This window comes from Devosia naphthalenivorans (assembly GCF_003056355.1).
GTDB lineage: Bacteria > Pseudomonadota > Alphaproteobacteria > Rhizobiales > Devosiaceae > Devosia > Devosia naphthalenivorans.
On the sequence record NZ_PYVW01000008.1, the window covers coordinates 115,627 to 130,046 of the forward strand.

General features: G+C 60.5%; 9 protein-coding genes. 1 reads left to right on the forward strand and 8 read right to left on the reverse strand.

Translation table 11 applies throughout. The annotated features are described in order from the left end of the window. Positions 1–12 precede the first annotated feature (12 nt). The gene (locus tag C8264_RS12020; protein ID WP_108461223.1) at positions 13–444 is read left to right on the forward strand and encodes a DUF3995 domain-containing protein; all 432 of its coding nucleotides are present in this window, start codon (positions 13–15) and stop codon (positions 442–444) included. Positions 445–474: 30 nt separating this feature from the next. On the opposite strand, the gene C8264_RS12025 is transcribed toward C8264_RS12020, so the two are convergent. The 8 genes from C8264_RS12025 to C8264_RS12060 all read right to left on the reverse strand — a co-directional run bounded on the left by C8264_RS12025 (position 475) and on the right by C8264_RS12060 (position 14,348). Beyond that, positions 475–1,206: a metallophosphoesterase gene (locus C8264_RS12025; RefSeq protein ID WP_108461224.1), complete on the reverse strand. Its 732-nt coding sequence runs from the start codon at positions 1,204–1,206 to the stop codon at positions 475–477. Beyond that, entirely contained in the window at positions 1,203–3,209 is a 2,007-nt protein-coding gene (gene glgX / locus C8264_RS12030) for a glycogen debranching protein GlgX (protein ID WP_108461225.1), read from the reverse strand. Before glgX ends, C8264_RS12025 begins: the two co-directional genes overlap by 4 nt. 13 nt (positions 3,210–3,222) lie before the next feature. Beyond that, positions 3,223–4,857, reverse strand: a complete 1,635-nt coding sequence (locus C8264_RS12035) for an alpha-D-glucose phosphate-specific phosphoglucomutase (RefSeq protein WP_108461226.1) — start codon at positions 4,855–4,857, stop codon at positions 3,223–3,225. Then, positions 4,838–6,298, reverse strand: coding sequence for a glycogen synthase GlgA (gene glgA / locus C8264_RS12040; RefSeq protein WP_108461270.1), 1,461 nt, complete (start codon positions 6,296–6,298; stop codon positions 4,838–4,840). The genes C8264_RS12035 and glgA overlap by 20 nt, the downstream gene beginning before the upstream one ends. Continuing rightward, positions 6,298–7,569 carry a glucose-1-phosphate adenylyltransferase gene (glgC, locus tag C8264_RS12045; protein ID WP_108461227.1) on the reverse strand — a complete coding sequence of 424 codons (1,272 nt, stop codon included), beginning with the start codon at positions 7,567–7,569 and terminating at the stop codon, positions 6,298–6,300. The genes glgA and glgC overlap by 1 nt, the downstream gene beginning before the upstream one ends. Before the next feature lie 55 nt (positions 7,570–7,624). Beyond that, positions 7,625–9,820, reverse strand: coding sequence for a 1,4-alpha-glucan branching protein GlgB (glgB, locus tag C8264_RS12050; RefSeq protein WP_108461228.1), 2,196 nt, complete (start codon positions 9,818–9,820; stop codon positions 7,625–7,627). 103 nt (positions 9,821–9,923) lie between these two features. Then, positions 9,924–12,392 carry a glycogen/starch/alpha-glucan phosphorylase gene (locus tag C8264_RS12055; RefSeq protein WP_108461229.1) on the reverse strand — a complete coding sequence of 823 codons (2,469 nt, stop codon included), beginning with the start codon at positions 12,390–12,392 and terminating at the stop codon, positions 9,924–9,926. A gap of 93 nt (positions 12,393–12,485) precedes the next feature. Next, on the reverse strand, positions 12,486–14,348 hold the full coding sequence (locus C8264_RS12060; protein ID WP_245893119.1) for a monovalent cation:proton antiporter-2 (CPA2) family protein: 1,863 nt from the start codon (positions 14,346–14,348) through the stop codon (positions 12,486–12,488). Positions 14,349–14,420 lie beyond the last annotated feature (72 nt).

A 14,420-nucleotide genomic window follows, 5' to 3' on the forward strand; every position in this document is an offset into this window, starting at 1 on the left:
ACTGTTTCGCCCATGAGCATGTTAGTTTCCGCCCTGATGTTTATCGCCCTGCTGAGCGCATCGATGGCGCATTTGGCATGGTCGTTTGGGCGCACCTGGCCTATCCGCGAAGAAAAGCTCCTGGCGCAGACCGTTGTCGGCACAGCGGGCATTGAACGCATGCCGCCGCGCTGGGCTTCGTTTTCTGTGGCCGTATTGACGCTGGCTGCCGGCATCCTGGCACTTTCGCTGGCCGATCACACCAGCGGGGGATTGGGCCTCACGCTCTCCGCACTTCCCGTCGGCGCCGTGTTCCTCGCTCGGGGAGCAATTGGCTATACGGCCTGGTGGGCTGCCCGCACGCCGGAGCCCAGTTTCCGCTTCAATGATCGCCGGGTCTACTCGCCCTTGTGCCTGGCGCTGGGGCTTGGCTTTGTCGCGCTCTTCGCGATGCGACTGATGTGAAAACCCGGAACGTCCCTGCGCATCGGCAGCTTACGCCACCATGACCGCGTGGCTGACAAGCCGGCTTTCCTGAATGTGATGCAGCATCAGTCCTGGCGGATCAGCGATGGGTGCTTCCTTGCCATCGAGCCGCAACTGGTTCGCCCGGGCGACTGAAGGCGCCATGGTGGCGGGAAGGCCGGCGAAGCGGGTGAACATCGGGCGATGCACGTGCCCGCAACTCAGTCCGAGCACGGTGTCGCGAGCCGTTCCGATTACCCGTGCGAGGGCTTCCTGATTGCGGCAGTTGTTCCGATCTTTCCCGTCGATCCCACAGAAAAACGGATGCTGGTGCTGGAAGACCAAGGCCGGTGGACCACCGGCGTTCAACTGAGCCTCGAGCCATGCAAGCACCGGTTCAGCGTCGCCGTGGTGAGCGCCCGCGACGGTGGCATCCAAGCCGATGACCCGCACCTCATCCGAGATCACTGCAGTGCAGTTCAGCTTACCCTCTGCGCGCCAGTCGAAACGGTCGCCAAAGACACGCCGCATCGTAGCGGGTTCATCGACATTGCCCGGAACCACATAAAACGGGGTGTTCATCGCCTCCAGCCGGTCGCGAACATCACCGTAGCTTTGCTCGTGCGAAACCTCTGCCAGATCACCGCTGATAATGATTGCGTCCGGTTGGAGAGGCTTGAGCCAGCCCAGCACGCTATCGAGTCGTGCCAGGGCTTTGCTGCTTCCATCCGCATGGATGTCACTGAGCTGCGCGATGATCATGGCTGCACCGGCCGGATCAGCGCGGTGACGGATCGTGGCGTTAGGGTTGCGGTGGATTCCATCAGTGTCACCTGTGCCGTGTGATCGGAAACGATGCCGACCTGCCAATTGCTGTCAGGCAGATGCGCCACAACAGGTTCGATACGGCGATTGAACCAGACCAGCACTTCGTCATCCTTGTTGCGCAGGTGCATGCCGAGCACCGAGGCACCGGAATAGCGCCAGTCATCCTCGTTCATTTCCCGGCCATCGGGATGCAGCCAGACCACGTCGCGCACGCCGTTGCGCTCCTGTCCGGTCAGCCAATGGTCATGCGTCAGCGCCGAATGGGCCTTGCGGAACTGGTTGATGGCGGCGACGAAGTCCACCAGATCGCCATCGGCGTTTTCCCAATCGAGCCAGGTGATCTCGTTGTCCTGCGCATAGGCATTGTTGTTGCCCTGCTGCGTGCGGAACATCTCGTCGCCTTGCTGCAACAGCGGAATGCCGCGCGACATGAACAATGTGGCGAGCAGCGCCCGCACATCCCGCTTGCGCGCGAAGATGACGGCGGGATCGTCGGTTTCACCTTCAATGCCGCAATTCCAGGAGGAATTGTGGCTGTGTCCGTCCCGGTTATGCTCGCCGTTGGCCTCGTTGTGCTTGTCCACATAGCTGACGAGATCGCGCAGGGTGAACCCGTCATGGACAGCCAGCATGTTGACCCCATGGCTAGGCTTGCGGCCAGCAAAGTCGAATATCTCGGCCGAGCCTGCGACCTTGCCGGCGAGTTCACCGATCTTGCCGTCTTCGCCGCGCCAGAAGCCGCGAATCTCGTCCCGGTATGTGTCGTTGTGCTCCCGGAATTCCTTGCCAAACTGCCCAAGCGCGTAGCCGCCAGGCCCCACGTCCCAGGGCTCCGCCACAAGGATGCACTTGCTGAGCACCGGATCGGACTTGATCTTTTCCAGCATCACGGCATTGGGGTTGAACCCGGGCTCGCGGCCCAGCACGGTCGCCAGATCGAACCGGAAGCCGGAGACGCCCATTTCCTCGACCCAGTAGCGCAGGCTATCGATCACCAACCGCTGCACCGCCGGATGGTCGCACCGCAGCGTATTGCCTGTGCCGGCGTCGTTGACCAGAACCTGCTTGCCGTCAACTTCAACGAACCGATAATAGGTCCGCGCATCTAGTCCCATCAGGCTCAGCATGGGCCCAAAGGCGTCACCCTCGCCCGTGTGATTGTAGACCACGTCGAGAATGACCGAGATACCATTCTTGCGGTAAAGATCGGTCATGTTGCGCAGTTCATGCGGGCCGCGGGGGGCAAGCCGCGGATCGATCGCCGAATAGGCTATCGGGTTGTAGCCCCAGGCATTGGTCAGCCCTAGCGCCGGAAGATGACCCTCATCGATCCAAGCGGCCGTGGGCATCAGCTGCAGCGTATCGACGCCGATATATTTGAGATGGTCGATCACGCGCTGGGTGGTGAGGCCGGCGATGGAGCCACGCAGCGGCCCCTGCACGCCGGGATGCCGCATGGTGTAGCCGCGCACGTTCATTTCATAGAACAGCGTTGGCGCTTTCTTGCGTGGTACGGCAGCCTCCCAGGCCTCGCTGACCACGATAGCCTTGGGAACGAGTGGCGCGGTATCCACGGCTTCGGCGCGGTCCAGCCGCAAGCGTGGCGAGCGCACAAAGACCCTGTCCAGCCTCTTGGCATAGGGATCGACCAGAAGCTTCATGGGATCAAAGAAATAGCCCTGGTCGGGGTTATATTCTCCGTCCGCACGCAGCCCGTAAGGGGTGCCTGCCCCTAAGCCTGAGATCAAGCCGGCCCAGATGTGGTCCTGGCGCACATCCAGCGCAAAGCGATCCGTTTCCTGATCCAACTCGTCGAAGATCGACACCCAGATCGCGGTCGCACTTTCCGAATATACGGCAAAATTGACGCCCTCGGGCGTGACCGTGGCGCCGAGCCTGTCGATGCGGCCCCCATTGGGGACCAATACCGGTTTCATCGTGCTGCCGACTTCAGGTGATAACACTGGGTTCCTGCCGCCCGGTGCGCTGCTTGACCCCGGCAAGATCATCGGCAAGCGCGATCAAGGGTTCCAAAGCCATCTGCGTCTCAAGGTCGTGCCGTCCATCGGGCGCCTCATAGCGCTCGAGATAAAGCCGCAAGGTGGCGCCCACCGTGCCAGTGCCGCTGAGGCGCAGCACGATCCGCGAGGCATCGGTGAAGCCGATGCGAACGCCTTGCTTGGCGCTGGTCGAGCCATCCACCGGGTCGTGGTAGGTGAAGTCGTCAGCATAGGCGACCTGCAAATCATCGCCGAAGTTGCGGCCCGGCAACGACGGCAATTGCTCACGTAGATCCTCGACCAGCTTGCCGGCTATGGCCGCATCGACTTCTTCATAGTCGTGGCGGGTATAATAATTGCGGCCGTAGGTCGCCCAGTGCTCGCGCACGATCTCGTCGACGCTCTGCTTTCGCACGGCAAGGATGTTGAGCCATAGCAGCACCGCCCAGAGACCGTCCTTTTCGCGCACATGGCTGGAGCCCGTGCCCGCGCTTTCCTCACCGCAGATGGTGACGCGCCCGGCATCAAGCAGATTGCCGAAGAACTTCCATCCGGTAGGCGTTTCATGCATCTCGATGCCGAGCTTTTCCGCAACCCGGTCCGCTGCAGCACTGGTAGGCATGGAGCGCGCAATGCCGGCAATGCCGCCCTTGTAGCCCGGCGCCAGATGGGCATTGGCGGCCAAAAGCGCCAGCGAGTCCGATGGCGTAACGAACCGGTTCTTGCCGATAATCAGGTTCCGATCCCCGTCGCCGTCCGAGGCGGCGCCGAAATCCGGACCTTGGGGCGTCATCAGCAGGTCGAACATTTCCTTGCAGTAGACGAGGTTCGGGTCGGGATGACCATTGCCGAAGTCAGGCGATGGCGTACCGTTGATCACCGTCCCCCTGGGCGCGTCCAACATCCCTTCAAGGATCGCATGTGCGTAGGGCCCCGTCACCGCGTGCATCGCATCGAACGTCATGGTGAAACCCGACGCGAACATCTCCCTGATCGCCGGGAAGTCGAACAGGCTCTTCATCAGGGCCGCGTAGTCGGCAACCGGATCGATAACTTCGACGACCATGTCGCCGGACCAGTGCTGGCCAACCTCGCCCAACGCCACATCGGGAGCATCCACGGTTTTGTAGCTGTCGATCACCTTGGTCCGGGCAAACACCGCGTCGGTGATCTTCTCCGGTGCCGGGCCGCCATTGCCGATATTGTACTTGATGCCGAAGTCGCCCTCGGGGCCGCCCGGATTGTGGCTGGCCGATAGCACTAGGCCACCGAAGGCCTTGTAGTGACGGATGATGTGGCTGGCGGCCGGGGTCGAGAGTAAACCGTTCTCACCCACCAGAACCTTGCCGAAGCCATTGGCCGCGGCAATACGGATGGCTTTCTGGATGGCAACGTCGTTGTAGTAGCGCCCGTCCCCGCCGATCACCAGCGTCTTGCCTTCATAGCCATCGAGGCTGTCGAAGATCGACTGGATGAAGTTCTCGACGTAGTTTGGCTGGCTATAGACGCTCACCCGTTTGCGCAGGCCGGAGGTGCCTGGCTTCTGGTCGGCATAGGGGGTCGTCTCAATCGTCTGGATGGTCATTGGTCTTGAGCCCGGTAAGTGTGGCGTAGAGTTCGGCGTAGCGCGTGGCGCTGGTGTCCCAGGAGACGTCCGACTTCATTCCCCGCCGTTGAATTTTCTTCCAGAGTTTTTCGTCGCTGTAGAGGCGCACGGTTTTGCGGATTGCCTCATAGAGCATGTGAACGCTGTCGGGATCGAACACGACCCCCGTCGCAACTTCAGCTGCAATTGCGGCCGGATTGGCGTCGATCACCGTGTCGGCGAGCCCCCCGATACGACTGACAACCGGGACGCAGCCATATCGCAGCCCATACAATTGCGTTAGGCCGCATGGCTCGAAACGCGACGGAATGAGGATCGCATCACATCCGCCCTGCATGAGGTGACTCAGCGCTTCGTTATAGCCGGTAATAAGCGCGACCTTGCCGGGATGCTTCACTGTCAGGTGACGAAATCCGTCTTCCAGATAGGGTTCTCCCGAACCCAGCACGGCAAGCCGGCCGCCAAGGTCAACCAGGCCATCTGCAGCTTGCAGCAACAGATCCATGCCCTTCTGGTCTGTCAGTCGGCTCACCACGCAAAACAACGGGCCATCGGCACCATCGAGACCGAACTTCTCGACAACGGCCCGCTTGTTCACACGACGCGTATGGATCGTGTTGACCGTGAAGTTCTGGACCAATGTAGGATCAGTAGCTGGATTCCACGCGGCGGTGTCGATCCCGTTGAGTATGCCGACGACGGTGTCCGCCCGGCCATTGAGCAGCCCCTCAAGTCCCATCCCGAAAGCGGGCGTGCGAATTTCGTCGGCGTAATTGGGGCTGACCGTCGTCACGTAGTCCGCACATTCCATACCCGATTTGAGGTAGGAGACGCCGCCGTAATACTCCACCCCTCCAACGCCGAATGCGTGGGGTGGCAATCGCAATTGGCCAAAAATTTCACCGCCAAAGAAGCCTTTGAAAGCCATGTTATGGACGGTCATCACCGTCTTGACGTCGGCATTGGGGCTGAACTTTATATAGGCCGGGGCGAGCCCCGCCTGCCAGTCATGGGCGTGGATGACCTGGGGTCGATAACCGTCGACCATGCCCACGCCCAGTTCGGCCGCTACCCAACCCAGCGCCGCAAACCGCTTCCAGTTGTCCGGCCAGTCCCATCCGTCCGGGCTGACATAGGGATTGCCGGGGCGGTCATAGAGCTGAGGCGCATTGATGACGATGACATCAAGGCCGTCCACCCGCCCGGCGATCAGCTTGGCGGGAGCGCCGAACAGATCGTCGAGTTCCATGACGACCCGGCCGCCGGTCATCTTGCTCATGACGGTGGGGTAGCCGGGCACCAGTGTGCGCATGGTGACCCCGTGCGTTGCCAATGCTGCCGGCAACGCGCCCGCAACATCTGCGAGCCCTCCCGTCTTGATTAGGGGATAAACCTCGGACGCGACCGAGAGAACCTCGATCATCGCCCAGCCATGTATTTGTTGACCATGGTCTGGGTGATCAGCGTCACCCCTTCATCGCTGCGCCGGAACCACTTTGCGTCGAATTCGGGGTCCTCACCAACGACAAGCCCCTCGGGAATGTTGACGCCGCGGTCGATCACCACCTTGCGCAGCCGTGCATTGCGGCCGATGTCGCAATAGGGCAGCACCACCGCCTCGTCGAGTTCCGAATATGAATGCACGCGCGAACCCGTCGATAGCAGCGTACGCTGCAGATGGCCGCCCGAGATGATGCAATCGCCTGAAACCAGCGAGTTGACCGCCGAACCGCGCCGGCCGTCGAAATCGTGCACGAACTTGGCGGGCGGGGTGATCTCGGCATAGGTCCAGATCGGCCAGTCGCGATCATACAGATCAAGTTGCGGCTTGATGTCGGTCAAATCGATCGAAGCCTTCCAGTATGCATCGATCGTGCCGACGTCACGCCAGTAGCTGACCTCCTCATTGCTCGAGCGCACGCATGAGCGTGGAAAGCGATGGGCCCAGGCCGTGCCGTTCTTGACGATATAGGGGATGATGTCCTTGCCGAAATCGCGGTTGGAGCCCTCGGTCGCTGCGTCGCGCCGCAATTGCTCCATCAGGAACCGAGTTTCGAAAACATAGATACCCATCGAAGCCAGCGCCGTGTCGGGCTTGTCCGGGATACCCGGCGGATCTTTGGGTTTCTCGACGAAATCGACCACGCGGTCGCGGCCGTCTACGTGCATCACACCAAAGCCCACCGCCTCCATGCGCGGCACTTCCAGGCATCCGATGGTCACGTCAGCGCCGGTGTCCACATGCTGGCGAAGCATGATTTCGTAGTCCATCTTGTAGATGTGGTCGCCCGCCAGGATGACGATGTAGCGGGCGCCGGAATCCTCGATGATATCCATGTTCTGGTACACGGCGTCGGCTGTGCCAGCATACCACATGTCCTCGCGCACGCGCTGGCTCGCGGGCAGCACGTCAAAGCTCTCGTTACGTTCGGGGCGCAGGAAGTTCCAGCCGCGCGACAGATGCCTGATCAGGCTGTGTGCTTGGTACTGCGTGGCCACCGAAATACGGCGAATGCCGGAATTGATCGCATTGGACAGCGCAAAGTCGATGATACGCGACTTGCCTCCAAAATACACGGCGGGCTTGGCGCGGCGGTCGGTCAGTTCCATCAACCTGGTACCGCGCCCACCTGCAAGCACATAGGCCATAGCCTCGCGGGCCAGGGGTGACGGTACTCTGTAGTCGGCCATTTTCTAACCCTCCGCTAATGCCCGTTGACCGGGACCTATCTGCAAACGAGCCGGCTCATTCCGGCTCAAACTTAAGAAACAGCGTCGACAGCGGCGGCAGGTAGATTTCCGCCTCCGCTGGCCAATGCTGCCCATCGACAGCATGGGCGGTAACAGCACCCTGATTGCCGGTGTTGCTACCGGAATACCAACCCGCATCGGTATTGATCCGCTCCACCCATTTTCCCGCGAGCGGCATTGGTATCTTGTAGCCGCTGCGTGGAACCGGCGTGAAATTGGAGACCACGAGAATGGGCGAGCTGCCCGGCGCCTTGCGCAGCCAAGCAAAAACCGAATTGGTGTGATCGTTCCCGATCACCCATTCAAAACCATCCGGCTCGCAGTCGCGCGCGTGCAGCGCCGGCAGTTCCCGATAAGCCAGGTTAAGGTCTGCCACGAGCCGGCGCATGCCTTCATGCATGCTGGCGTCGAGCAGATACCAGTCGAGAGACTTGGCCTCAGACCATTCCTCCCGCTGCGCGAATTCCTGCCCCATGAACAGCAGCTTCTTGCCCGGGTGACCCCACATGAACGCCAGATAGGCGCGCAGATTGGCGAATTGCTGCCAATCGTCACCCGGCATTTTCTCCAGCAACGATCCCTTGCCATGCACCACTTCGTCATGGCTCAGCGGCAGCACGAAGTTCTCGGAAAAGGCATAGACCATGCCAAAGGTCATGTCGTTGTGGTGGTACTTGCGATGCACCGCCTCCCGGCCCATGAACCGCAGCGTATCGTTCATGAAACCCATGTTCCACTTGAAGCCAAAGCCAAGACCACCCGTGTAAGCGGGGTGGCTGACGCCAGGCCATGAAGTGGACTCCTCGGCGATCATGAACGTGCCCGGATGCAGCCGGTAGGCCTCTGAATTCACGCGCCGGATGAAATCGACGGCCTCGAGGTTTTCGTTGCCGCCAAACTTGTTGGGCACCCACTCGCCATGCTGGCGCGAATAGTCGAGGTAGAGCATCGAGGCTACGGCATCGACCCGCAAGCCATCGAGGTGGAACTTCTCCAGCCAGAACAAGGCGTTGTTGACGAGGAAACTGACAACTTCCTTGCGCCCGAAATTGTAGATCGCGGTGTTCCAGTCCGGATGGTAGCCCTGGCGCGGATCTTCATGTTCGTAAAGCGCGGTGCCATCGAACCGGGCAAGACCATGCGCATCGGTTGGGAAGTGTGCCGGCACCCAATCGAGGATGATGCCAAGCCCCGCTTCATGCGCCGCGTTGACGAACCGCGCGAACCCGGCCGGATCGCCAAACCGGGCCGTAGGCGCAAAGAGCCCCGTGGGCTGATAACCCCAGCTCGGATCATAGGGGTGTTCGGTGATCGGCATCAGCTCGATATGGGTGTAACCCATGTCGGCCACATAGGGCACGAGCTGCTCGGCCAACTGGTCGTAGCTCAGAAAGCCGCCATCGGGCCGGCGCCGCCAACTGCCCAGATGCACCTCGTAGATCGACATCGGCGTACGGCGCCAATCGCGAGTTGCGCGCTCCTCAAGATATTGCTGGTCAGTCCAGCTAAATTCGGTCGGATCGGGCACAACCGAGGCCGTGCGGGGGCGCATTTCCGATTGGCGCGCGTAGGGATCAGCCTTGAGCGGCTGGACCGTGCCATCGCGGCCGACGATCTCATATTTGTATAGTGTTCCAGTACCCAGAATTGGGATGAAGACTTCCCAAATTCCGGTTTCAAGCCGCTTGCGCATGGGATGGCGCCGGCCGTCCCAGTCATTGAACATGCCAACGACGCTCACGCGCTGAGCATTTGGAGCCCAGACAGCAAAATGGGTGCCGTGGATGCCCTCGAATTCCATTTCATGGGCGCCCAGCTTGTCGAACAAGCGCAAATGGCTGCCTTCACCGATGTAATAGTCGTCCATCGGACCCAGCACCGGTCCGAACGAATAGGGATCATAAACATCCCATTCGCCCCCGGCGTTCTTTGCACGATAGCGGATTGGCTGCGGCTTGGTAGCGTCCACCTTGCCTTCGAAAAATCCCGCAGGGTGGCGCGGTATCAAATGACCGAGTTCAGTGCCATCGAGAGAGTAGGCGGCAAGGGTCTCTGCATGCGGCACAAATGCCCGCAACACCCAGCTACCCTTGACCTCATGCAGGCCGAGAAATGCGAAAGCATTGCTGTGGCGGCCCTCGACGATGGCCTCTACTTCCCGTGAATCGGCTTGCCAGTCTTCCTTGCTCACGCGCTCGCTCCCCGAAGCAGCACAGGTCTGGGACCGTGTGCGCTCAAATAAACCCTGCCAAGGCGGCAAGTCTTGTTTGCCGTCCTCGCATCGACGATTTTCGCTACGCTTTCACATTCCAGATATCCTGAGCATACTGCCGGATGGTGCGGTCGGATGAAAAGAAGCCCACATCTGCTGTGTTGCGGATAGCCATCGCGTTCCAGCGCCGCTTGTCTCTCCAGATCTCGTCCACCTCGGCTTGCGCCGCGACATAGGCCTCGAAGTCGCGAGCCACCATAAACCAGTCATGCTCGTACAGCCCGCCAATCAAGTCTCGATAACGATTGGTGTCGTCTGGAGAGAAAACGCCTGAGGCGATAGTATCAAGCGCTTCCTGGAGTTTGGGCGATCCTTCGATCACTGACCGTGGCGTTTCACCGCGGACCCGTTTCTCATTCACCTGGGCGGTGGAAAGACCGAAGATGACGATGTTCTTGGCTCCCACTTCCTTGTGCATCTCCACGTTGGCACCATCCATGGTCCCGATGGTGATCGCACCATTGGCCATGAACTTCATGTTGCCTGTCCCAGAGGCTTCCATTCCTGCGGTGGAAATTTGTTCAGACAGATCGGCGGCGGGAACAATCACTTCAGCCAAGCTCACATTGTAGTTCGGCAGGAACACCACCTTGAGCATTCCTCGAACCGCCGGGTCGTTGTTGATGACCTTGGCGACGTCGTTGATAAGCTTGATGATGAGCTTGGCGTTCCAGTATCCCGGAGCTGCCTTGCCTGCGAAAATCTTAACGCGCGGCACCCATTCGCGTTCCGGGTGAGCGCGAATTTCGTCATAGAGCGCAACGGCTTGGATAATGTTGAGTAACTGGCGCTTGTACTCGTGAATGCGCTTGATCTGCACGTCGAACATCGCGTCAGGCGAGACGGTGATGTTCATGCGATCTTTTATCAGCTTGGCCAGCTTTTGCTTGTTGGCTTGCTTGACGGCAGCAAACTGCCCCTGGAACGTCGGATCGTCAGCATGGGCATCCAGCCCTTTGAGCAGATCGATATCATCGAGGAACCCCGGACCGATCCGATCGACAATCAACCTGGTCAACTCGGGGTTGCACTGCATCAACCAGCGGCGGGGTGTGATGCCATTGGTCTTGTTGTTGATGCGGTCCGGATAGAGCTTGTGCAGGTCCGAAAATACCGTCTGCTTCATCAACTCGGTGTGAAGTGCGGAGACCCCATTGATCGAGTGCGAACCGACAAAAGCAAGCTGGCCCATGCGAACGCGGCGTCCACCGTGCTCGTCGATCAGCGACAGACTGGAAATCTGCGCATCGCTGAACTTACCACGCTCGCGCGCCTCGGCCAGCACGCCCGCATTGATCTGGTAGATGATCTGCATGTGGCGCGGCAGCAGCCGCTCCAGCAAGGCCACGGGCCAGCTCTCCAAGGCCTCAGGCAGCAGCGTGTGGTTGGTATAACCGAACACGCCCTTGCACAAATTCCAGGCCTTGCTCCATTCGAGACCATTGTCATCCACAAGGATACGCATCATCTCGCAGATCGAGATTGCCGGATGCGTGTCGTTAAGTTGGATGGCGACCTTGTCGGGCAGCGACCCCAGATCGCCGTATTGCTGCAGATGCCGCCGCACGATGTCCTGCAGCGATGCAGACGAGAAGAAGAACTCCTGCCTCAACCGCAGCTCTTGCCCCGCTGCCGTGGAGTCCGCCGGATAAAGCACACGCGTGATCGCCTCGGCCCGCGAGCTTTCCTCCAGCGCTCCGAGGTGATCGCCCGAATTAAACTTGTCGAGCAGGATCGGATCGATCGGCTGCGCACTCCACAACCGCAGGGTGTTAACGCGAGCACCGCGCCAACCTACGATCGGCGTGTCATATGCCACCGCCAGCAGATGATCGTTGGGCCGCCACTCCTGCCGTACCGCTCCATCCGGATCGGTGACCGGCTCCACATAGCCGCCAAAGCCAACCTCATAGGCACTTTCGCGGCGTTCGAATTCCCAGGGATTGCCGTGCGCCAGCCAATCCTCGGGCAATTCCACCTGCCAGCCTTCGCTCATCTCCTGCCGGAACAGGCCATGGGCATATCGAATGCCGTAGCCATAGGCCGGGATCTGCAGCGTGGACATGGATTCAAGGAAGCACGCGGCAAGCCGCCCCAGCCCACCATTGCCCAGAGCCGCATCGGGCTCGAGACTGATAAGGTCCCCCAGATCCACGTTGAGGTTCTTGAGCGCATCGCGCACCGGCTCCATCAGGCCGACATTGCTCATGGCGTCGCGCATAAGGCGGCCAATGAGGAACTCAAGACTCAGATAATAGACCCGCTTGTTGGATGTCCGCCACGTTGCGCGGGACGATTCCATCCAGCGATCCATGACCCTGTCCCGCACCGCCAATATGGTGGCGGCAAGCCAGTCATGCGGCCGGGCGACGATAGGGTCCTTGCCGACAGAATAGATCAGGCGCTCAAGGATTTCCGCCTGTATGGCCTCAACCGTTGTTGCGCGCGGCTCTGGCGTAGGGGCATCGTAGACAATCGGCTGTTGCGGCATATCGCAATCCAGTTTCCATATCGAACAGTTTCCCCTCTGTCGGGTGCCAATCCTTGCACTTAATTTATGCAGGCGGAAGCCCCCTCGGCGTGGTCATGCGGCCTGGGTAGGATTGATGCTCTTGGCGACTGCGTCTTCCACCACGTCCTCGGAAAGCGCTACCCCGCCTTCGCGCGCCTGCTCCTGGGCATTGCTGAGCAGCAATCTTCGGCCGAGCGCCCAGTCCTCGCCGGCCAGTTGCATATCAAAGCGTTGTCGGTCCCGGTCGCGAACACCCTCGAGCACCTCGGTGGCCTCCTCATCGCTCGCGCCCAGCGTCTTGATGACCGCGCCCCCGAACATCACGGCGGATTCGAACATTTCCCGCGCCTGGTATTCGACCCCTGCCCGAACCAGCTCGATGGCGTGAGCACGATCAAAGGCCCGCGCCATGACCTTGGCGAGGGGAAATTCATCGCGCAGCAATTCGATGATCCTGGTGGTCTGCTCTTTCCTGTCGGTACAGACCAGGATCACATCCGCCGTACCAGCACCCGCGGCGCGCAGGATATCGAGCCGCGTACCATCGCCATAGTAGACCTTGAAGCCGATCTGGGCCGCCGCCCTGATCATTTCGGTGTCGTTGTCGATAATCGCCACGGTATGCTTCATGGCAAGCAGTGGCTGGCTGACGATCTGCCCGAAGCGGCCGAAGCCGATGATGAGCACCTGGGCATGGAGGTCGCGCACCTTTTCCACCCCATCAAAGGACGGCTGCTGCTGCTTTGGCATGACATAGCGCAGGCCTATGATGAGAAACGGCGTCAGCACCATCGAGACGATCACCGTGGCCGTGAAGATGGCGTTGGTGGGCGCATCGATAATGCCTGCCGAGGCCGCAGTGGTGTACAGCACAAAGGCGAACTCACCGCCCTGCCCCATGAGCACGGCACGCTCAAGTGCCTCGCCATGGCTTGATTTAAGCGCTCTGGCGATGAGGTAGATCGCGAGTCCCTTTGTCACCATGTAGGCGGCGACACTGAGCGCGACGATCTGCCAGTTGTCGGCAACGATACGCAGGTCGAGCGACATTCCGACGGCCAAAAAGAACAGGCCCAGCAATATTCCGCGAAACGGCTCTACGTCGGCTTCCAATTGGTGCCGGAAGGTTGAGGTGGAGAGCAGCACGCCCGCCAGAAATGCCCCCATGGCCATCGACAGGCCGCTGGCCTGGAACAGCAGGGCCGCCCCCAGTACCACCAGCAAGGCGGCGGCTGTCATGACCTCGCGCAGCTTGGTTGATGCGAGAAGGGCAAAAAACCGGTTTATGACCCGTCGGCCAAGGAAAATCAGCAGCAGGACCGCACCCAGCGCAACGCCGATGCTGATCAGCCGCTGCGCCAGGTCGGCCTGCTCCCCGCTGGATGGCGCCAGGATCGCAACCGACGCTAGCAGAGGTACGATGGCCAGATCTTCGAGAAGGAGGATCGAAACCATCTTCTGTCCGCCAGTGCTGGCGAGCTCCCCGCGCTCTCCCAGTATCTGCATGACGATGGCCGTGGAGGTCATCACAAAGCCCATGCCGAACACGAAGGAAACCACAGGCGCGAACCCCAGCAATATGCCAACGCCGGTGAGGAGCGCGCCACAGGAGAGAACCTGTATGACGCCCAGACCAAAGATCTGCCTGCGCAGCGCCCACAGTTTGGATGGCTCCATTTCGAGGCCGATGATGAACAGGAACATCACCACCCCGAGTTCCGCGGTGGTGAGTACGGATGCCGGGTCATGGATCAGGGCAATCCCGGAGGGGCCAAGCAGCAGTCCGGCCGCCAGATAGCCCAGCACCGACCCCAATCCCAGCCGCTTGAACAGCGGCACGCCGATGACCGCTGCTGCCAACAGAGCCACGACAGGTACCAGATCGACACCATGCGCCGCGGCGCCCGCCGCATGTTCGACAATCCCATCTGCCACAGCCAACTCCAGCCCCATTGAGCGACGCAGTGTTCAGGCCTCGGACGCTTCGCGTCAAGGGGACGCCGCGCA

Coding starts and splice junctions, on each gene's coding strand:
- C8264_RS12055 (WP_108461229.1), bottom strand. CDS start 12,392: ATGCCGCAACAGCCGATTGTCTACGATGCCCCTACGCCAGAGCCGCGC.
- C8264_RS12025 (WP_108461224.1), bottom strand. CDS start 1,206: ATGATCATCGCGCAGCTCAGTGACATCCATGCGGATGGAAGCAGCAAA.
- glgC (WP_108461227.1), bottom strand. CDS start 7,569: ATGGCCGACTACAGAGTACCGTCACCCCTGGCCCGCGAGGCTATGGCC.
- glgX (WP_108461225.1), bottom strand. CDS start 3,209: ATGAAACCGGTATTGGTCCCCAATGGGGGCCGCATCGACAGGCTCGGC.
- C8264_RS12035 (WP_108461226.1), bottom strand. CDS start 4,857: ATGACCATCCAGACGATTGAGACGACCCCCTATGCCGACCAGAAGCCA.
- C8264_RS12020 (WP_108461223.1), top strand. CDS start 13: ATGAGCATGTTAGTTTCCGCCCTGATGTTTATCGCCCTGCTGAGCGCA.